At 37.2% G+C, this 21,865-nt stretch carries 17 protein-coding genes; 11 read left to right on the top strand and 6 right to left on the bottom strand.

The annotated features are described in order from the left end of the window. Positions 1–56: 56 nt before the first annotated feature. The 3 genes from SOLCA_RS05710 to SOLCA_RS05700 form a co-directional block, all read right to left on the bottom strand. The gene (locus SOLCA_RS05710) at positions 57–1,625 is read right to left on the bottom strand and encodes a RagB/SusD family nutrient uptake outer membrane protein (protein WP_014679501.1); all 1,569 of its coding nucleotides are present in this window, start codon (positions 1,623–1,625) and stop codon (positions 57–59) included. A 56-nt stretch (positions 1,626–1,681) separates the two neighbouring features. Further along, entirely contained in the window at positions 1,682–4,837 is a 3,156-nt protein-coding gene (locus SOLCA_RS05705) for a SusC/RagA family TonB-linked outer membrane protein (protein WP_042479388.1), read from the bottom strand. 74 nt (positions 4,838–4,911) lie between these two features. Continuing rightward, positions 4,912–5,970 carry a FecR family protein gene (locus SOLCA_RS05700; protein ID WP_014679499.1) on the bottom strand — a complete coding sequence of 353 codons (1,059 nt, stop codon included), beginning with the start codon at positions 5,968–5,970 and terminating at the stop codon, positions 4,912–4,914. Positions 5,971–6,131: 161 nt separating this feature from the next. On the opposite strand from SOLCA_RS05700, the gene SOLCA_RS22730 reads away from it, so the two are divergent. Beyond that, positions 6,132–6,539: an aldehyde dehydrogenase family protein gene (locus SOLCA_RS22730; protein ID WP_217166240.1), complete on the top strand. Its 408-nt coding sequence runs from the start codon at positions 6,132–6,134 to the stop codon at positions 6,537–6,539. A 76-nt stretch (positions 6,540–6,615) separates the two neighbouring features. Beyond that, positions 6,616–6,759: a helix-turn-helix domain-containing protein gene (locus tag SOLCA_RS22725; protein WP_081479976.1), complete on the top strand. Its 144-nt coding sequence runs from the start codon at positions 6,616–6,618 to the stop codon at positions 6,757–6,759. 44 nt (positions 6,760–6,803) lie between these two features. Here SOLCA_RS22725 and SOLCA_RS05690 read toward each other — a convergent pair whose 3' ends face one another. Continuing rightward, a complete protein-coding gene (locus SOLCA_RS05690; protein WP_014679498.1) occupies positions 6,804–7,361 on the bottom strand; it encodes an RNA polymerase sigma factor in 558 nt (185 codons plus the stop codon). Positions 7,362–7,798: 437 nt separating this feature from the next. Next, positions 7,799–9,187 carry a dipeptidase gene (locus SOLCA_RS05685; RefSeq protein ID WP_014679496.1) on the bottom strand — a complete coding sequence of 463 codons (1,389 nt, stop codon included), beginning with the start codon at positions 9,185–9,187 and terminating at the stop codon, positions 7,799–7,801. Positions 9,188–9,447: 260 nt separating this feature from the next. Between SOLCA_RS05685 and SOLCA_RS05680 the strand changes: the two genes are divergently transcribed. From SOLCA_RS05680 to SOLCA_RS05640, 9 genes are all read left to right on the top strand, one after another. Next, positions 9,448–10,029, top strand: coding sequence for an OmpA family protein (locus SOLCA_RS05680; protein ID WP_014679495.1), 582 nt, complete (start codon positions 9,448–9,450; stop codon positions 10,027–10,029). A gap of 239 nt (positions 10,030–10,268) precedes the next feature. Continuing rightward, positions 10,269–12,542, top strand: a complete 2,274-nt coding sequence (locus tag SOLCA_RS05675) for an ATP-dependent helicase (protein ID WP_014679494.1) — start codon at positions 10,269–10,271, stop codon at positions 12,540–12,542. Between the two features lie 46 nt (positions 12,543–12,588). After that, positions 12,589–13,389 (top strand): DUF4290 domain-containing protein, encoded by an 801-nt coding sequence (locus SOLCA_RS05670; protein ID WP_014679493.1) that lies wholly within the window; start codon positions 12,589–12,591, stop codon positions 13,387–13,389. Between the two features lie 60 nt (positions 13,390–13,449). Then, positions 13,450–14,766 carry a UDP-N-acetylglucosamine 1-carboxyvinyltransferase gene (murA, locus tag SOLCA_RS05665; RefSeq protein WP_014679492.1) on the top strand — a complete coding sequence of 439 codons (1,317 nt, stop codon included), beginning with the start codon at positions 13,450–13,452 and terminating at the stop codon, positions 14,764–14,766. Between the two features lie 47 nt (positions 14,767–14,813). Next, positions 14,814–15,461 (top strand): LysE family translocator, encoded by a 648-nt coding sequence (locus SOLCA_RS05660; RefSeq protein ID WP_014679491.1) that lies wholly within the window; start codon positions 14,814–14,816, stop codon positions 15,459–15,461. Between the two features lie 30 nt (positions 15,462–15,491). Beyond that, positions 15,492–15,848, top strand: coding sequence for an NADPH-dependent FMN reductase (locus SOLCA_RS05655; protein WP_052308554.1), 357 nt, complete (start codon positions 15,492–15,494; stop codon positions 15,846–15,848). A gap of 509 nt (positions 15,849–16,357) precedes the next feature. Beyond that, the gene (locus SOLCA_RS05650; RefSeq protein ID WP_014679490.1) at positions 16,358–17,542 is read left to right on the top strand and encodes a C1 family peptidase; all 1,185 of its coding nucleotides are present in this window, start codon (positions 16,358–16,360) and stop codon (positions 17,540–17,542) included. A gap of 173 nt (positions 17,543–17,715) precedes the next feature. Then, the gene (gene pta / locus SOLCA_RS05645) at positions 17,716–19,809 is read left to right on the top strand and encodes a phosphate acetyltransferase (RefSeq protein WP_014679489.1); all 2,094 of its coding nucleotides are present in this window, start codon (positions 17,716–17,718) and stop codon (positions 19,807–19,809) included. A gap of 134 nt (positions 19,810–19,943) precedes the next feature. Then, on the top strand, positions 19,944–21,140 hold the full coding sequence (locus SOLCA_RS05640; protein WP_014679488.1) for an acetate/propionate family kinase: 1,197 nt from the start codon (positions 19,944–19,946) through the stop codon (positions 21,138–21,140). 84 nt (positions 21,141–21,224) lie between these two features. Here SOLCA_RS05640 and SOLCA_RS05635 read toward each other — a convergent pair whose 3' ends face one another. Next, positions 21,225–21,542, bottom strand: coding sequence for a hypothetical protein (locus tag SOLCA_RS05635; RefSeq protein ID WP_042479379.1), 318 nt, complete (start codon positions 21,540–21,542; stop codon positions 21,225–21,227). Positions 21,543–21,865: the final 323 nt, after the last annotated feature.

Genomic DNA, 21,865 nt, shown 5'->3' with positions numbered 1-21,865 from the left:
AAGGTCATTTTGAGGCGTACTCAAAATGACCTTATCAGACTTAATTTAATTGTTGATTAATATCCCTCATTTTGTTTTAACACACCTTTAGATATATCAATTTCAACCTGAGGGATTGGCAAACGACCGCGTTTACTAACATCCCAATTCATATTAAATCGACTTTGATCTCCGTCATACTGAGCTCCTCTTAAGCTTGATTCATCGATCTTTTGTTTTGCATAAGGTAGACCGTATCTTAATAAGTCCCAGTATCTGATGCCTTCACCGGCTAACTCTACTCTGCGTTCATGGCGAATGGTTTCAACTGTTGCGGGTGTTTCCGGTAGTTTAACACGATCACGAACCATTTTTAAATACTGATTTGCTTTGCCCTGATCGGTATTAAGCCATAATTCAGCAGCCATTAACAATACATCCGAATAACGGATTGCTCTATAGTTGTTCCCCCAGTTTGCATCAGAAATTCCGGTTGTTGCTTTATACTCTGAATGGGTACTGTACTTTTTATTAAAATACCCTGTATACTGCCAGCTTTTGGTGATTTTTGAGAACTGAGAGCCGTATAAAACGGTCTCATCACGACGAGGATCATCTACTTCAAACTCCGCATATAAGGATTCAGTAATCGGACTATAACTCCATCCTGCTGTATAAGTAGGATCGGTAATACCACGTGGAGCAAACATGTGAACACTAAAGTTACCTTGTCCTGCACGCTGATTATCTACACCTGATGCCGGATTAGTATCACTGAACGATATTTCCCAAACTGATTCCAAACCTAATTCATTACTTTTCCTGAAGATGTCGGCGAAATTTGGTGTAAGCACAAAACCACCTGCAGTAATAACATCTTCAAGGTAGGTTCTTACAAGCTCTTTATTCACCACAACAGCTCCGGCATTCATGTCTTTATTATAAACACCATTATAGAATAAGTATACTCTTGCCATTAATGCCTTTGCTGCCCATTGAGTAGCACGTGCACCAGTTTGTTTTAATGATTGTCTTGGCAAACCCGAAATTGCTTCTTCAAGGTCTTTCGCTATCTGATTAAAAACAGCTTCAGGAGTAGCCTGAGGTTGATTGTATTGAGATGGATCTGATAATGGAACGGTTACCAATGGTACATTTTCATACCATCTTGCCAATTCAAAATAGAAATATGCTCTAAGGAATTTTGCTTCAGCAATTGCTTGTTTTTTAAAAGCTTCAGAAGCTGAAACTTTTTCAATTTTAGACAAGAACACGTTAGCTCTGGCAATACCGTTATAGTAAATCATCCATAAACCACGGTAAGTTTGCTCACCTAATGTTACTGTTCTTAGCTGATCTAAGGCTTTTATACCAACCCCGTCACTCTGGCTACCACCACCTGAATATGCATCATCAGAAGCAGCTTCGCTCCAGGCATGGCTTGGGTGAAACCCTAACCATTGTCCCCATTGCAAAACATGATAAACTCCTGCTAAAGCTTGTGTAGCTTCATTTTCATTACGATAGAAATTACTTTCCACTATTTGCGAAGGCGGATCCAGTTCCAGGAACGATTTCTGGCAACCGGCCAACATCACTATTGAAAGTGTTAATATGAAATATCGAACTGATCTTATTTTTTTCATCTTTAATTCAATTTAATTACAACAACTACCTCTGTACTATTTAGTTAAATACTCGATTACAACTTAGCACTGATGCCTAATCTGAATGTACGGGCTTGTGGATATACCCCTTGGTCAATCCCAATACTTAATGGATTGGTTGCACCGATTTCGGGATCAAAACCACTGTAGTTAGTAATGGTAAATAAGTTGTCGGCAGCCAAGTAAACTCTCACATTACTGAATTTAGCTTTGTTAGCAAGGCGATTTGGTAATGTATAACCCAACTGAACGTTTTTAAAGCGTATGAAATCACCTTTCTCCACATAGATATCCGACATGCGGTTACGGTTTCCGTTTTTATCATCGAATGTAAAACGAGGATATTTGGCAGTAGAACCTTCACCAGTCCATCTGTCGAGGTAACTTGAAGGCATGTTCGCCTCTCTGATATCATAGCGATAGATGCCATTGATCAGGTCTTGACCAAACATACCGATCACGAATACACTCAGATCAAATTGTTTGTAGTTGGTAGTAATATTTAAACCTGTAGTAAAATCAGGATTCGGATTACCGATCATCGTTTTATCCTTATCATTGATTGCTCCATCACCATTTAAATCAAGGAATCTGATATCGCCCGGAACTGCATTAGGAAGTAACTTTTTACCGTCAGCATTTACATAAGCATCAACCTCTGCCTGATTTTGAAATAATCCAACGGTTTTGAAACCCCAGAAATAACCAATTGGCATTCCTACTTCCATACGGTTTACTGAACCTACACCGATAAATCCACTTCCGGCAACCGATTGTGATGCGGTGTTAATGGCGGTAACCTCGTTTTTGTTATACGATACGTTCAGGTTAGCACTAATTTTCCAGTCGGATGTAATGGATGAACGGTAACCTAAACCTAGTTCAACACCCTTGTTGCTTACAGAACCTCCGTTTACGTAAGGAGCAGTGAATCCGACAATTGCAGGAATTGAAGGATTGAATAATAAGTCTTTAGTGTTCTTAACATAGTAATCCGCCGAGAATGAGAATTTACCATTCAGGAATTCGATATCCATTCCGATATCTGTTTGCTCAGATGTTTCCCATCTCAAATCCGGATTTGGAATCGGACCTAAGGCAGCACCATTATAGTAATATTCAGCACCGCTAGAATTTACAAAGGTGTAACCATTGCCAAATTGCACTCCGGCAGCCCAAGGATATACGTTAGTACCAATATTTTCATTACCGTTTTGTCCCCATGAAGCACGAAGCTTTAATGAATTGATAGCCTTTACATTAAAGAAACTTTCTCTTGATATTACCCAGCCTCCTGATACTGAAGGGAATGTTGCATATGGATTATTACGTCCGAAACGTGATGAACCATCACGTCTGATCGATCCAGACAACAAGTACTTGCCATCATAATCGTAGTTAATTCTACCAAAATATGATGCAAGCGCACGATTATAAGCTCCGCCATTTACTTTAGCCGAGTTTATATCAGCAGCTAAATCAATGTATGACATGTCCGGATCATTGGTTAACAGGTTTAACCTTGAGCCACCCATGTTTTCAACAGTTTGCTTTAATGCCGACTGGCCCAATACCGCACCAAAAGTATGTTTACCAAATGTTTCGCTGTACGACAACACGTTTTCGATCTGCCAGGTATAATTTCTGTAATAGGATTGTGCTACTGATGAGATATCTCTTTTCGAAGCACTATTCATGAAATAAACTGGACTATAATTTTTGTTCGAATAATTGCTTAAATCTATACCAAATGAAGATTTGAATTTCAAACCTTTCCAGATATTCAGCTCTGCATATGCATTACTCAATAATTTATCAGTTTTATTGTACGCATTGGCAATTTCAATACCTGCAAGCGGATTGGTAGGACCATCCAACAGGATATTAGATATACCATAAATTCCGTTTTTTCCAACCACAGCAGCAGCCGGATATCCGGCAAGTTTCACCGGATCTGTTTCATATACAGGCGTAATTGGATCAAGGTTAATTGCATTATTTAAAACACCTCCGTAAGCAGCATTACTGCTGATACCTTTATTCTCCGAAAAAGTATAGTTGATATTAGCTCCTATTTTCAGGAAATCTTTCACTTTCTGATCACCATTGAATCGAAGTGTGTAACGATCAAACTTTGATTTATCACCTCCAACAATGCCTTGTTGCGAGAAATAAGAAAACGATGTAATGTAATTTGCCTTATCAGTTCCACCCGTTACAGAAAGCTGATGATTGGTAACTGGTGCGTTTTTATTGAACACAGCATCTTGCCAGTTAGTACCATTTCCAAATGCTGAAGGATCTGCATACTTAATTGGTTGTTTTGCATTTAATGCACCTTCGTTCATCATTTCTGCATACTGTGTAGCGTTTAACACCGGAACCGATCGCCAGTTATTCTGAATACCATAATAACCATCATATGTAATGGATGTCTCGCCTTTTTTACCGGTTTTAGTAGTTACTAATACAACACCATTCGCACCTCTTGAACCATAAATGGCTGATGAAGCAGCATCTTTCAAAATGTCGATACGATCAATATCGCCAGGGTTCAGGTACTCAATACTTTCCACCGGAAACCCGTCTACTACATATAATGGATCAGGGTTTTGATTGGTTCCTGTACCGCGAATACGGATCATCGGCTTTTCACCTGGTTGTCCGGTTGCACCTAATACCATTACTCCGGGAGTACTTCCCTGCAAAGCCTGTTCAATACGCGGAACTTGTTGTTTATTAATAAAATCCTGACCTACTGAAGAAATTGCAGTTACGGTTTTCTCTTTTTTCTGTGTTCCATAACCAATTACAACCACCTGGTTTAATGACGTTACAGATTCTTTCATCGTTACAGCGAGAGAAACTGTACTGCCATCTTTTATGGTATACCCAGAAAGTGTTTGTGTTTCATAACCTACAAAGGAAAATGTGAATGAGTAACCTTCTCCTGCAGGGAGTTTTGCGAACGTGAATACCCCGTTTTCATTCGCCACCGAAACTTGTTTAAAGTTGGCTGACTTGTTTTCGGCAATTACTGACACGCCAGCGAGCACGCCCAAATCGTCTTTAACCACACCCTTAACGCTTGGCGTTGTTTGTGCTGTTGCTGATTGCACAAGCATACTTATCATCAAAAATGACAGCAGCATGCTTGTCTTAAGATTGTTTAAGTAGTTTTTTATAATCATAATACTGGTTTTTTGAGGCAATACATCTCCAACCTGCTGTTTTTACAGCAGTTAACTTACAATAGGATGCTTTGCTATTGAGTTATTAAGAATTCATTTTCAGAATGGGTCACTTTTAAATTATTAAGTGTGGCTATCGTATTCAGGAAATCGTCCAATGACTCTTTATCCGTTTCAAATCTTCCTGTAAACGTGTTCCTTGCCACCTTTTTAACATTACAGCTAATTTTTATCTCATACTTATCTTCCAGGACTTTAAATACAGTAAGGAGCGGCTGGTTGTAAAACACAATGCTATTCTGTTCAATCACTGTTTCACCTGCCCGAACTTGGATAACTTTATTTTTATTGATGGTTTTACTATAATCATAAACCTGGGCAATCTGCTTTTCATTATCCAGCAATAATTCATTACCAGGCTCTAAATAAACATCCTTTACTCCTTTCTTTCTCAATGCTTCATCTGGTTTTACCACTACTTTTCCTTCGATCAGCCGTACCTTGGTATTTACAGACAAACTGTAAGCTGTTACTTTAAAAACGGTTCCCAGTGCTGTAGTTGCCAGCTTTCCGGCAAAAACAGTAAATGGTCTGGACTTATCTTTTGCAACATTAAATGTGGCCTCTCCAGTCAGGTTTACATTCCTGTAAACTGATGCTTCATGATAGGACAGCTTACTGTCAGGAGATAATGAAACAATTGAACCATCAGGCAAATTGACAACCTTTGTTTGGGTTGAAGTATTGGCATATCGAATGGTATCATCCAAAAGTTCAGTTTTTGGAACTTTGCTAACATTAGTCATTTTAGGCTGAACATCATTTCTGCTTGTCATAAACAGCCAGCTAATTGCAAGCAGCAATACAATTGACGCGGCAACAGCACCAACATATCTAAGTGTGTACGATCGCTTAACAGGAATCTCGATTTTTTGCAGAATTGAGTTCCAGATTCCAGATGATAGCTCAGGAGTGATCTTTTCATCAGAAACAAATGCTTCCCATTCTTTTTCGGACAAAAAGTGTTCTAGCTTCTCAGGATTATCATTAAAATAATCACTCAGCTGCTGAGCTTCTTCAACAGAACATTCACCTTTAAGATATCGACCTACTAAGGCTTTACTGATCTTCATACCTCTAATACGTATTAAAATGAAGCATCCCCTATCCGACCACTAATTTTTTTTCAAAAAAGATTATATCCTTTCAAAAAGAGCCATACAACAAACCAAATTTGAGTCATAAGTAAACCTGAGCTTCGAATTTCATCAGAACTTTGTAGTATCAAAATTCAATAAAAATAATACCCATAAATCAAATTTACATCAATGGCGAATTCGTCTCGTCGCATGGAACAGAAATATTCGATCTTATTAATCCTTCCACAAATAAAAAGATTGGCGAGGTTACATTAGGCGATGAAGCAGATACAAAAACTGCAATAGCAGCTGCTAAAGAGACTTTCAAAACATTTTCAAAAACAACCAAAGAAGAACGCATTGTTTATCTTGAAAAGCTATACGAAGCCGTAAAAAAACGAGAGAATGAATTAGTAGCCGTAATGGTGAAAGAATACGGAGGTACACTCCAATTTTGTAAAATGAGTCTACAATTTACCCTATCTGCTTTCACAACCAACATTGAGACGCTTAAACACTTTGACTTTGAAAAAATTGTGGGACAATCAAATGTGGAGAAATGAAATCGTTGTCCATACATTTTGACGATAACATCTTATGCGATTTTAGCCGGGAATATGGCTGCAAAGCAGAAAAAAAATGAAAATACTTTACCAAAGGATGAAGCATTGTGTTTCCGATATTTATTTAAACTTAGGTTTTGAAAACCTTTCCCATTTCTCATTTGCATTTAAGAAAGAATTTGGAATGTTGCCAAGTTCATTACAAAATGCAAATTCCTAACTATGAAAATGTTTTGTAAGCAACTTTTGCAATTAATGATCTTCTTAACAAATAAATATCAACAGTACAATTGCAAGAGGGTCTGAAATATTCTCACGAAGCTGCTTAAGAGCCTGAGAGATCTGATTTTCAACAGTTTTCGGAGAAATAGAAAGAAGTTCAGCAATCTTTTTATGGCTATATCCTTCGTAGCGGCTTAGCTTAAAAATTTCTCTTCTTTTTGGAGGCAAATATTCAATTGCCTTATCTATAGAAGCAAGGGCCTCTTTATAAGTAATTGATTCTGCTAAAGGAGTTACAGGTTCTTCTTTTTGTTCGGCCAGGATGTTTTCCATTCCTTTACGGATGGTTGTTTGCTTTCTCAGTTCATCAATCATTACCGTTCGTGCAATCCTGAACACTTGAACTGAAAGCAGGTAATCATCAGAAAGTTGCTCTCGCCTTTCCCATAATTTAATGAATGTCAACTGAACTACTTCTTCGGCTAAATAAGCGGAGTTGGTTTGCTTTAAAACAAAGAAATAAAGCTTCTCATGAAATTTCGCATACACTTTTTTAAAAGCAGAAAGCTCTCCTGCCTTAACTAAAGAAATTAAATCCATACGGTCAGCAAACTAATTCCAGGGCGAATAATAATTCTTTATAAATCCCTTACAAAATGTAAAATTTTAACGTTAGACAGTGCTTTATTTTCTTTAGTCGCTTTCCGCGAGACTTACTTTTTTTCTGCAGCGAAAAAAAGTAAGCAAAAAACGCCGCCACTGCGTACAGTTCTCCCGCAGTTAGTGCCAGAATTTAAATCCGCATTCCCGAACTGTACAAGGCGGGATTTGCACTATTGATGGGTTAACTACCAACTGAATAATGCAATACTCACATTGTTGCAGATAAATAAATTCTTAACCTCGTGTAAAATGAACTATAAAGTATTACAAAACAAACAATTTACTTTAAGCTTACCATTAAAACGCAGTAACATATTTAAAACAAAAGGCAGCCAAGTAGCTGCCTTTTGTTTTAAATTACTATTTACAAGTTATTATTTGGTCATTTCAGCATAGTGTTTAAAGAACAATGGAATAGTTTCAATTCCTTTATAATAGTTAAATAAACCGTATTTCTCGTTAGGAGAGTGCAATGCATCTGAATCCAAGCCAAAGCCCATCAATACTGATTTTAAGCCTAATTCTTTTTCAAATAAAGCAACTATAGGAATACTTCCGCCACCACGTGTAGGGATTGGTTTTTTACCAAAACTTTCTTCCATTGCTTTGCTTGCAGCTTTAAATGGAACAGAATCAGTAGGAGTTACTACTGGTTCACCACCGTGATGAGCCGAAACTTTTACTTTAACATATTTAGGAGCGATTTTCTCAAAGTGAGCTTTGAACAAATCTGAAATCTCATCTGAATTTTGTCCCGGAACTAAGCGCATTGAGATTTTGGCGTTTGCTTTTGAAGGCAATACCGTCTTAGCACCTTCACCAATGTAACCACTCCAAATCCCGTTTACTTCTAATGTAGGACGTATTGAAGTTCTTTCAATCGAAGTATAACCTTTTTCACCCCAAACCTCATCAATGTTCAGGTCTTTTTTATAAGCTTCTTCACTGAAAGGTTGTTTCGCCATTTCTGCACGTTCAGCATCCGAAAGCTCAATCACTTTATCGTAAAAACCCGGAATGGTAATATGATTATTTTCATCATGCAATGAAGCGATCATTTTAGCTAAAATAGTTGCCGGATTAGCCACAGCTCCACCGTAAACACCAGAGTGTAAGTCGCGGTTCGGACCAACAACTTCAACTTCCATATAAGCTAAACCACGTAAACCGCATTCAATTGACGGTACATCATTAGCGATCATCGAAGTATCAGAAATTAATACCACATCACCTTTTAAACGCTCTTTGTTTGCTTTAACAAACGTTGCAAGATTTGATGAACCAACTTCTTCCTCTCCCTCGATCATGAATTTAACGTTACAAGGCAAGGTGTTGGTTTTCATCATCAACTCAAATGCCTTTACATGCATGTACATCTGACCTTTATCGTCACATGCACCGCGTGCATAAATAGCGCCTTCAGGATGTTCTTCAGTAATTTTTACAGTAGGCTCGAATGGAGGAGTATGCCATAATTCAAGCGGATCTGCCGGCTGAACATCATAATGACCATACACCACCACTGTTGGCAATGACGGGTCGATAATTTTCTCACCATAAACAATCGGATAACCTGCTGTAGGGCAAACTTCAACTTTGTCTGCACCTGCATCAATTAAACGAGCTTTAATATAATCTGCAGTTTTTAATACTGATTCTTTATATTGAGGATCAGCACTTACTGAAGGGAAGCGTAGAATATCAAACAATTCGTCTAAGAAACGCTGTTTGTTAGCTTCAATATAGTTCTTGATGGTTTCCATGAAATTAGAATTTGTGGCAAAGGAATAAAGAAATATATAAATATGGAATGAATGTTAAGTATTTTTTTCGTTGAAGTTCAAAGTTATTTGTTTTTGGAATAAATGTAAGGTTTTGTGACCAAACCCTAATAATAGATATTTATAGTCATAAATATTAACTATTAAGAATATTATATTCACATAACAACATTTTTACCAAAAATGTTGTTTTTTGATACAAATGACGTAGGTTTGTTTGCAGCCTTGAATATTAACACTTTATGATAAGTCTTCTGAAGAAGCCCAAAAGCATTTTTTTCTTACTTACTCTTTTTACTGTCGTATTTCTTCTTAATTCATGTAATTCTACCAAAAATCATAAAACAACGCCTGATACGTATATTAAAAAATACATGGATAAAGAGGCTTTTGAAATTCAGCGTGCAGTAAAGGATAGTAAAGTGGAACGTGTTGGCGATTCTATTAAGGTTACATTTACCAACGAGATCTTTTTTGATCACAACCAATATACTCTCAAGCCTCAAGCCGAATCATCAGTTAAAAAATTGGTGATCATCCTGAAAAAATATTCAAAGACCTATAATATTATTCAAGGCCATACCGATGATACCGGTAATGATGATTATAATCTTTCATTATCTTATAAACGGGCTGAAGAGGTAAAGCATTTTTTAAGTCTTAACGGAATTGAAGAAAAACGTATGAATGCATACGGTGTTGGAGACACACAACCTGTTGCCTCTAATAATAATGAGGAAGGAAAAGCCAAAAACCGTCGGGTTGTCATTTGGATTACCGTAGATTACGGATTAAAAGAAGAAGCAGAGGCTAGAACCCAATAATTAGTTTAAACTGCAAAGCCATAACTATACACAGAAAATTAGTTAGGAGAAGTCTCTTTTAAAGAAGTTTGCAGGTGTTGCTTAACGCTGAAAATAAAAAAATCCTTAACTTAGCAGGCTAAAAATCCTGAACTTTGTAGCTTTATTCAAAAGTTGTTATCAGCAATTCTGGTTACGACAAAGATTAGAATTGTCTAGCTTTTTCAGGATAATTACCATACTTAATAACTTACTATACATTGAGTTACTTAGATAAATTAAACCCTACCCAACGTAGTGCTGTTGAATGTACTGAAGGACCATTAATGATTATTGCCGGTGCGGGTTCGGGTAAAACTCGAGTGATTACTTATAGGATAGCGCATCTGATAAATAAAGGTGTAGATCCGTTTAATATTTTAGCCCTTACATTTACTAATAAGGCCGCAAGAGAAATGCGCGAACGTATTTCAGCTATTGTGGGTCCCGACGCCAGAAATATATGGATGGGTACTTTCCACTCTATATTTGCTAGAATTTTACGTGTAGAAGCGGATAAACTGGGTTATCCAAGTAATTTCACCATTTACGACACAGACGATAGTAAAAGTTTGTTGCGAGCGATTATTAAGGAGCAGCAACTCGATGATAAATTATATAATGTAAATTTTGTACTTAATCGCATTTCATCTGCAAAGAATAACCTGATTTCGGTTGCCGAGTACAAGAAAAATGAAACTATTCAGGCTGACGACTTCTCTTCGGGCAGAGGTAAAATGGGTGAGTTGTACGAAATTTATGCACAACGTTGTTACAAAGCAGGTGCTATGGATTTTGACGACTTGCTTTTTAAAACCAATATTCTCCTGAAACAATATCCTGATGTGTTAAATAAATACCAGCATAAGTTCAAATATATTATGGTGGATGAGTATCAAGATACCAACTTTTCTCAGTACATCATTGTTAAAAAACTTGCTGCGGTTAACCGAAATATTTGTGTGGTGGGTGATGATGCTCAAAGTATTTATGCATTTCGCGGGGCCAATATTGAAAACATTCTGAACTTTGAAAAAGACTATCCTGAGTTGAATGTGTTCAAATTAGAACAGAATTATCGTTCTACACAGAACATCGTAAATATTGCTAATAGTATCATTAAAAATAACACCAACCAGTTAGAGAAAAATGTATTCTCTGAGAATGAAACTGGTGAAAAAATTAAAGTGATACGTGCATTTAGTGATAATGAGGAAGGAAAAATCGTGGCGGAATCCATATTGCAGGAACGCACGATTAAAAACCTGGATTATCACGGCTTTGCGATCTTATACCGTACCAATGCTCAGTCCCGTTCATTGGAGGAAGCATTACGTAAGTTAAATGTTCCTTATAAAATTTATGGTGGCATGTCTTTCTATCAACGGAAAGAGATCAAAGATCTGATCGCCTATTTCCGTTTGACTGTTAACCCGAATGATGAAGAAGCATTAAAACGAGTTATAAATTATCCAGTTAGAGGAATTGGTAAAACCAGCTTGGATAAAATTATTGTTTTGGCCGATGAAAAGAATCTGCCATTATGGGAAATTGTGTCCAATATCCATTTATACGTTAGTGGCCGAGGTGTTGAAAACATCATGAACTTTGCCACTATGATCCGCAGTTTCCAGGCATTAGCAAAAAACAATACTGCTTATGATGTTGCCGAACATATTGCTAAACAATCGGGAATTTTGCGTGATTTACATGCAGATAAGTCGATTGAAGGGTTAAGCAGGTATGAAAACATCCAGGAATTATTGAATGGTATAAAGGAGTTTAGTGAGCGTGAAGACATTGAGGACAGAAGTATCAGCCAGTTTTTGATGGATGTAGCTTTGTTAACCGGTGATGAAAAGTCTGAAGAGGAAGAAAAAAACACAGTTTCTTTAATGACCATTCACTCCTCAAAAGGATTGGAGTTTCCACATGTTTATATAGTTGGTTTGGAAGAAAACCTCTTCCCTTCTCAAATGTCCTTAAACTCACGACAAGATCTTGAAGAAGAACGTCGCTTGTTTTATGTGGCCACTACGCGTGCTGAAAAAAAACTTACCCTTACTTATGCAACAAGTAGGTTTAAATTTGGTACCTTAAACAATTCGGAGCCAAGCAGATTTTTGGATGAAATAGATCCAAAATTCCTTGATCTCGACTTTAACCCGGCGAAACAACAAAAAGAGTCGAGTTTATCGGTTGATTTCGGAGATGAGCGAAAAGGTTTTACTGAATTTGCTTCAAAACCAAAGATCACTGCTAAAGTGAAAACGACTCAATTGTTGGCAAAGGCCCACATTCCGACGGAAGGATTTGCCCCTAGCGATACTTCAGATTTGCAAGTTGGCATGGAAGTAGAGCACGAAAGATTTGGTTTCGGTAAAGTAATTAACTTAGAAGGTAAAAAACCAGATATTAAAGCAACTATATTCTTTAAGGAGCTTGGACAAAAGCAGCTTTTACTTAAATTTGCCAAACTAAGGATTGTATCTTAAAAAAGAATTGCCCTGTAAAAAGGCTTGAACGTAAACACACCACTACATGTCAAAAGACAACCAAAAGCCATTCGATTATAACACAACACGTCCGCGCTTGTTAATGGCCGAGTATGGACGTAACGTTCAGAACATGATCAACTACGTTTTAACTTTGGAAGACAAAGAAGAACGTAATAAATATGCGCAAGCGGTGATTGAGTTAATGGGGCAATTAAACCCACATTTACGTGATGTCACTGATTTTAAACATAAATTATGGGATCACTTGTTCATTATCTCTGATTTTGCATTAGATGTAGAGTCACCATTTCCGGTGCCATCAAAAGAATCTATTTATGCAAAACCACACCCGTTAAAATATCCTTCTAACCATATAAAATACAAACATTACGGCAAAACGCTTGAGTATATGATTGATAAGGCTCGTGTCTTGCCTGATTCAGAACGCAAAAGCCAGTTTGTTAATTCATTGGCAAGCTTTATGAAAATGTCGTATATCGGATGGAATAAAGACACAGTAAGTGACGAGACTATCATCACTGACCTGACGGAGCTATCTAAAAACGAGTTAGATGTTCAGGAAGCTGCAGTTGCATTAAGCAAAATGGACTTCCGTGCAATTGCTCGTCAAACCAGTAACCGCGATACACGCGAGGCTCGTGAAAAAATGTCAAAAGATCATCGTAGCGACTATAAAGACTATAAACGCTCATCTTCTTCTGGTGGATATAGTAGAGGTGGTGATAGAAATGACCGTGGTGGTGACAGAAATGATAGAGGTGGCGACAGAAACGACCGTGGACATAGCAGACAACAGTACAACAAACGTCCCCCACAACGCTAACTAAAACTACTTTTTCGCACAACATAATCGATACTTAAATAATCCTGAGATACAACACAGATGAGTGCTTTTGAAATAATTGGAGGAAAAAAACTTAAAGGAGAAATTACGCCGCAAGGCGCTAAGAACGAAGCGTTGCAAATCATTTCAGCCGTTCTTTTAACTGAAGAAAAGATCACAATTTCTAACATCCCTGACATTGTGGATGTAAATAAACTGATCGATTTATTAAAAGATTTAGGCGTTAATGTTGAACGTATTTCAAAAGACACTTATACTTTTGAGGCTAAAAACATCGATCTTGAATACCTAAACTCTGACAAGTTTAAGAAAAAAGGTGGTGCTTTACGCGGTTCAGTAATGATCGTAGGACCATTATTGGCTCGTTTTGGAAAAGCTTATATCCCTAAGCCAGGTGGCGACAAAATCGGACGCCGTCGTTTAGATACTCACTTCCTTGGTTTTGAAAAACTGGGAGCAAAATTTAATTATAATCCGGTTGATCATTTCTTCAGTGTTGACGCAAGTGATCTTAAAGGAACCTATATGTTGTTAGATGAAGCTTCTGTAACCGGAACTGCAAACGTAGTTATGGCTGCAGTTTTAGCAAAAGGAACAACAACCATCTATAATGCCGCATGTGAGCCCTATTTGCAACAACTTTGTAAAATGTTGAACAGAATGGGTGCAAAAATTTCAGGTATTGGTTCTAATTTATTAACCATTGAAGGAGTTGAAAAATTAGGAGGAACCGAACACCGCATGCTGCCTGATATGATTGAAATTGGTAGTTTTATCGGTTTAGCCGCCATGACAAAGTCTGAAATTACCATCAAAAATGTAGCCTACGAGGAGTTAGGTGTTATTCCGGAGGTATTCAAACGTTTAGGTATCAAATTAGAACGCAGAGGTGACGATATTTTTATTCCTTCGCAAGAGGTATACGAAATTGAAACATTTATCGACGGTTCTATTTTAACAATAGCTGATGCTCCTTGGCCAGGCTTCACTCCCGACTTATTAAGTATTGTATTGGTAGTTGCTACTCAGGCAAAAGGAAGCGTGCTGATCCACCAGAAAATGTTCGAAAGCCGTTTATTCTTCGTAGATAAACTGATTGACATGGGAGCTCAGATCATACTTTGTGATCCGCACAGAGCAAATGTTATAGGTTTAGGTCGCCGCAATCAGTTGCGTGGTATTTCAATGACCTCACCTGATATTCGTGCCGGAGTTTCATTGCTTATTGCAGCTTTATCAGCCGAAGGCAAAAGCACCATATTCAACATCGAGCAAATTGATCGTGGTTACCAAGATATCGATGTACGATTACAAGCCCTTGGTGCTGATATTAAACGTATTACCGTAAATGAATAATTTTTTCTACTGCTAATATTGCTCTTGCAGATAATTTTTAATCATCAATGGAGCAACTATATATTTTTGCAATTGCATTTGTCGCAAGTTTTATCGGCTCTTTACAGTTAGGGCCGGTAAATCTTACGGTAATACAAACATCTGTCAATAAAAACTTCAAAGCAGCGTTTTGGGTTTCAATAGGTGGTTGCTTACCTGAAATTCTATACGCTTTAATTGCTGTTGCCGGAACAAGTCTGATCGATGCTAAAAGTTCATTCTTTACCTATGCAGGCTTTTTTATGGTTCCTCTCCTATTAGGGTTGGGTATTTTCAAAATCATTAAATATAAAGAACCTGAAAACACAGAACCACAAGAGTATCCAAGTACTTTATTTGGCGACTTTATGAAAGGTTTTATGCTTTCAATTGTTAATCCTTTACTATTACCGTTCTGGAGTACTGTTTTAATCTATAATACAAGTATTCATGTTTTTTCCCTGGATAATAAGATGGAAAAATCATTGTTTGTATTTGGTGCAGCTGCCGGAGCACTAGGATTATTAATGCTGTTCGCCGGTGTGGCCCACTGGAAAAAAGAGCGAATCAATAAGTTGGTGAACGGAAATATTAATAAAGCAATCGGTTGGGTATTTATTGTATTAGGACTTATTCAGTTAGTAGTTTTTGGTCTTAGGTACAAGCATCTCATCTAAGAACTACCAACAAAAACAAACATTCTGTTTATGAAAATCTTAGCAATTCCCGGAAGTCTCCGAAATAATTCTTCATCCAACAAGATCTTAGATTTTATTTCAACAATAACTCCCGAGCATGTAGATTTTCAGGTTTACGATAAATTAGCAGCTATTTCTGCATTTGATGATAGCGATGAGGTTCCGCAAGCTGTTCTACATTTTAAAAGGGCAATCAAGGAAGCTGATGTACTATTAATTTGCACACCAGAATATGCTTTTGGCGTTCCCGGAGCTTTAAAAAACGCAATCGATTGGACCGTATCGTCTGGTGAATTTGTAGAAAAACCAGTTGCCTTAATTACGGCTTCCTCCCAAGGAGAGAAAGGGACACGCTGCCCTTCTTAATATTCTGAGTGCCTTGTCAACAAAAACACCGGATTCTGTAACATTGCTTATTTCTTTTATTAGATCAAAATTAAATTCCACAGGAGAAATTAACAATCCGGAACTAAAAGAGCAATTAAAAGATTTGTTAAAATCACTAATCGCAATAAAATAAACTTTGCACCAAATAAATCTCCTAAACAACAACCTATCAACAACTTATCAACAACTATTTTAAAAACAAGCAAAAGTATTAGTTTCGCATTCTCTAAATTTTACGCGCCATGCTTTATATTGCTTTGCTTGCTTCCGAAATTTTTATTGTTACGTTATTTGTCTACAGAATAATCAAAGATCCTGCACGAAAAGAATAAACATAGTAGGTCTTATTAGCTTTCTGAATAAATAATTTTCCTTTTTGTTAAACCTCCGTTGCCAACTGAAATAAATCAGTTACAAAGAGTTATTGTCCTTTGCTCCCATTGCTTAATTCTTATATTTGGCGCTTTCAAAAAACTCAATCACTGTATATGAACGTTAAATATTTTCTTGTTGTACCTCTCATTGCCCTGGCTACAGCCGTAAATGCCCAGGATAACCTGATCAAAAGTTTAGAGAACAATCAAAGTGCAAGCAGTAAAGAAGGCTTCAATTTTACTACTGTAACGAATGCAGAAGCTACTTCAGTTAAAAATCAAGGTAGTTCAGGCACTTGTTGGAGTTATTCTACTAACTCATTTCTTGAATCAGAAATGATTCGTTTGGGTAAAAAGCCGGTAGATTTAGCAGAGATCTTCACCGCAAGAAATGCTTACATTGAAAAAGGTGTTAATTACGTGCGTATGCATGGAGCAATCAGCCTAGGTGACGGAGGTGCATGCCATGACGTTATAAATATGTATGCCCAGTATGGAGCTCTGCCACAAGACGTTTATACCGGTTTAAATTATGGCACTAAGAAAAATCAGTTCAAAGAAATGGCAGCCATTACCGAAGCTGTTTTACAGGCGGTCGTTAAAAACCCGAATGGTGAATTAACTCCAAACTGGAAAAAAGCTTATACTGCTGTTATTGATTCTTATTTAGGTGAAGTTCCAGCAACTTTCACTTATGAAGGAAAAACATATACTCCGCAATCGTTCGCTAAAGAGAGAGTTGGCATTAATCCAAAAGATTATGTTGAATTATCATCTTTCATTAACAAACCATATTATGAAAAAATGCTGTTAATGGTACCTGATAACTGGTCATTGGATCAGGTTTACAACGTTAAAATGGATGACATGATCAATATTATTGATAATGCAGTTAAAAAAGGGTTTACTGTTGCATGGGCTACTGATGTAAGTGAAAAAGGTTTTAGCTGGAAAAATGGTGTTGCATATGTTCCTGCTAAGAAATTTGAAGAGATGACTGCTGATGAAAAAGGAACGATGTTCAACGGTCCTAGAGAAGAAATGATCATCACAGAGGAACTTCGTCAGGCTGCATTTGACAACTATAATACTACCGATGATCATGGTATGCAAATTACCGGTTTGGCAAAAGATCAAAACGGAAAAGAATACTACATTGTTAAAAACTCTTGGGGAGAAACGAACGACTATAAAGGATATTTGTACGTAACCAAAGAGTTTGTAAAATACAAGACTACTGCCTTTTTATTACACAAAGACGGTATACCTTCAGACATTAAAAAGAAATTGGGTTTGTAAGATTTTTTTACAACTACACGAAAAATCGACCGAAACTCCCCGGAAAACACCGGGGAGTTTTTTGTTTCTAATAAAACCTGATACCAGTCATTTGTCGACAGTATTTTTTTGCCTATCTTCAATTTCCAGTAAAAAAAGAGCCTTAAAACTCTCAAAAACCTTTAAATACTTTTATGACAAATGCTATTTACATTGCTACTTCTGAACCTTATAGTGGGAAATCAGTAGTTGCATTGGGCCTGATGAACATGCTCTCGAGCAAAGCCAAAAGGATCGCCTATTTTAAGCCAATTGTTGATGACGATCCTGTTAAACTAAAGAAAGACAGTACGATCCAGACGATAATACGCTATTTTGAACTTGAACAGGACTATACTGCTTCTTATGCATTTACCCGGAGTGAGGTTTTTCACCTTATTAACATGAATAAGGAGGCGGATATTATTGATGCTATTATCCGTAAGTATAAGATACTGGAAGAGAGTTATGATTTTGTATTGATAGAAGGTTCTGACTTCATTGGGGAAGGAACAGCTTTTGAATTCGATTTAAACGTATCAATAGCTAAAAATCTAGGTGTACCTGTTATTATTGTTCTTTCGGGTGAAGAAAAAACAATCCACGAGGTTTCGGGTGCTATGCGAACCGCTCACAATAGTTTTAACGACAAGGAGGTTCAGGTTTTAGGGGTTATAGCTAACAAAATTGACTCTACCCAAGCTTTTGAACTCACCACCCTACTCAAAGAAAATTTACCTGCAAGAACTATAAAATCAGTTATTCCGGGTATAAAAGAGTTGAGTAATCCTACCATGCAGGAGATTTTCGAAACATTGAAGGGTAAATTATTATTCGGTGAAAATAAACTGACTAACCAGGTTGATAATGCGATTGTAGGTGCTATGATGCTTCGTAATTTCCTTACACGTTTAAGGGAAAATACTATGGTGGTTACCCCTGGTGATCGTGCCGATATTATTATCAGTGCACTGCAGGCCAATATTTCTAAAAATTATCCGCCAGTTGCCGGATTGGTGCTTACCGGAGACTTATTACCCGATGAACCTGTATTAGATCTGATTGAAGGCCTGGATTCAAAAGTTCCAATCATTGCTACAGAAAAAGGAACTTTTGAAACGACCAATCTTATCGGTTCTGTTCGATCAAGAATATACCCGGATAATACCACAAAAATTGAATTGGCAATCAATACTTTTGAGCGTTATGTAGATACAAAAGAACTTGATCAGCGTATCATCACATTTGAACCTGAAGGCATTACCCCTCGGATGTTCCAATATCAACTGGTTAAACGTGCTAAGAAAGCTCGTAAACATATTGTATTGCCAGAAGGTAATGATGATCGTATTTTGACTGCTGCAGCCCGTTTGGTTAATCAGGATATTGTGGACCTTACTGTTATTGGAAATAAAGATGACATTCAGGCAGCTGTTAAGCGTTTAGCGCTTAGTGTAGATATTAATAAGTTCAATATCGTTAAGCCTACAGAATCTGAACATTTTCAGGATTTCGTCGAAACGTTCTTCGACCTGCGCAAAGAAAAAGGCGTAAACATGGATATGGCCCGGGATATGATGAGTGATGTTTCTTATTTCGGAACGATGATGGTGTATAAAGGCTTGGCAGACGGTATGGTTTCAGGTGCCGTTCACACCACTCAGCATACTATTCGTCCGGCTTTACAATTCGTAAAAACGAAACCCGGAGTTTCAGTTGTTTCTTCTGTTTTCTTCATGTGTTTACCAGATCGCGTTTCTGTTTTTGGCGATTGCGCCGTAAATCCAAACCCTACGGCTGAACAACTATCGGAAATTGCTATTTCTTCTGCGGAAAGTAGTTTAATGTTTGGCATTGAACCTAAAATCGCCATGCTTTCGTACTCTTCAGGAACATCGGGACAAGGAGAAGAGGTTGAAAAGGTTCGTAAAGCAACCGAGATTGTTAAAGAAAAACGACCTGATCTCAAAATTGAAGGTCCGATTCAATATGATGCAGCTGTTGATCCAACTGTTGGAAAACAAAAGATGCCTAACTCTGATGTGGCTGGACAAGCTAGTGTGTTAATTTTCCCTGATCTGAATACAGGAAATAACACTTATAAAGCGGTACAACGAGAAACTGGCGCATTGGCAATAGGTCCTATGTTACAAGGTTTAAATAAACCCGTAAATGACTTAAGTCGTGGATGTACTGTTGATGATATATTTAACACCGTTGTAATCACTGCAATTCAGGCACAAGAATAGTCAATAGCTATTAGCCTTTAGCAATTAGCTTTTAGAAGCTAGAGGCTTAAATGCTATTCACTGAAAACTAAAACAAAGGCCAATAGCTAACGGCTAATAGCTAAGAACCAAAAAGTTAGACGTAAAACAATAGAATGAAAATATTCGTAATAAACTCAGGAAGCAGTTCCATTAAATATCAATTATTTGAAATGCCTGCAGCAAAAACAATCTGCAGTGGATTGGTGGAACGTATCGGCTTATCTGACTCAATCATAACACATAAAGTATTTACAGATGGCACCGATGAGGTTACCATTAAGAACCTAGATATTTTAGATCATGCAATTGGCTTACAAGAAGTAAATGCTTTGTTAACTGATCCTAAAATCGGTGTTATTCATGACACGGATGAAATTGAAGTGGTGGGACACCGTGTAGTTCATGGAGGAGAGCAGTTTGCGGTAACGACCATTATCTCTCCTGCAGTTAAAGAACAAATCAAAAAGTTATTCCCTCTTGCTCCTCTTCATAATCCCGCCAACTATTTAGGGATTGATGTAGCTGAGAAAATCTTTAAAAAAGCTAAACAAGTTGCTGTATTTGATACTGCATTTCATCAAACAATGCCTGAAGTAGCTTTCCGATATGCAATTCCTAATGAATTCTATTATACACACGGAATAAGGGCTTATGGATTTCATGGTACCAGTCATAAATATGTTTCTGAACAAGCAGCAACGTACCTGAATAAAAAAGATGCGAAGGTTATCACCATTCACCTTGGTAATGGTTGTAGTATGGCGGCTGTTGATTCAGGAAAATGTGTTGACAATAGCATGGGACTTGGCCCTATGAATGGATTAATTATGGGTACTCGTTGTGGAGACATTGATCAATCGGTGATCTTTCATCTTGTAAATCAATTGGGATATGACCTCGACCAAGTGAATACCATTTTAAATAAGAAAAGCGGCATGGTGGGTTTAACCGGACACAGTGATATGCGTGACATTACGGCTGAACTACAAAAAGGCAGTAAAGATGCTCAACTGGCGTATGATATGTATACTTATCGCATTCGTAAATATATTGGCACTTTTACTGCAGTTTTAAACGGACTTGATGCTATCGTGTTTACAGCCGGTGTGGGAGAAAATGATGCCCTAACCCGTAAACTTTCTATCAGCAATCTGGAATACTTAGGTATACAGCTGGATGAAGAAAAGAACTTAAAACGTGAAAAAGGAATTCGCGAGATAAATGCCGTTGATTCGAAAGTTAAAGTTTTAGTTATTCCAACAAACGAAGAGCTGGAAATTGCCCAGCAATGTCATAAATTACTTCATTAACTGAGAAAGTCCTGGAGTGTGGCTCTTCAGGACTTTTTTGGTTACTATGAGTCTGGGGTTGAACTATTCTTGTTACTACTACTACTACCAATCCCAGCTCATTATTTTATTGTAGGTGCCTTGTAGCCAATAATAGGTTCCCACAGCCATTACCCCGCTAATAAATACCATCAATCCTCCCCATAAAACCCATTGCTCACGTGATAAAGATGCAAATGAGTCTTCCAGATTACCATTGTAGATAGCGTTAACTCTAATGAAAAAGACTGCAATTGCCAGGAAAGGAATAATAAAGTTTGAAAAGTTAGTGCATAACCGAGAATATCTCTTAACTACCTCATTAATATTCAGTCCGTTCTCTTGCAGTAACAGTGGTGGTATGTCTTTCAGAAAAGAATTCATACTTGATAAAAAAAACACAAATGATAAAGAAAGGGACGTAGATTGCATAATAGTGCATATACAAACGAGAGTCAATACCAATTATAAATGAAATATACCTATTGCAATGGTTCTTAAGACTTGAATTAATATCTCAGTACCGATTAATGTCTTTAATTTTCTCAATGAATCCGATGGATAAGTAGTATCAATGTTAACAATGGCATTATTACTTAATTCGTTAGTTTTCATATTTCTCGATTATAAGGTGAAGTTTTATTTTTTCTCTTTTTATTACTGAGTAAGTATCAGTAATTACAAATCGTTACAAGAAATAACACTTT

Origin of the sequence: Solitalea canadensis DSM 3403 (assembly GCF_000242635.2) — a bacterium.
Classification (GTDB): Bacteria; Bacteroidota; Bacteroidia; order Sphingobacteriales; family Sphingobacteriaceae; genus Solitalea; species Solitalea canadensis.
This window is presented reverse-complemented; position numbering and strand designations above follow the sequence as displayed.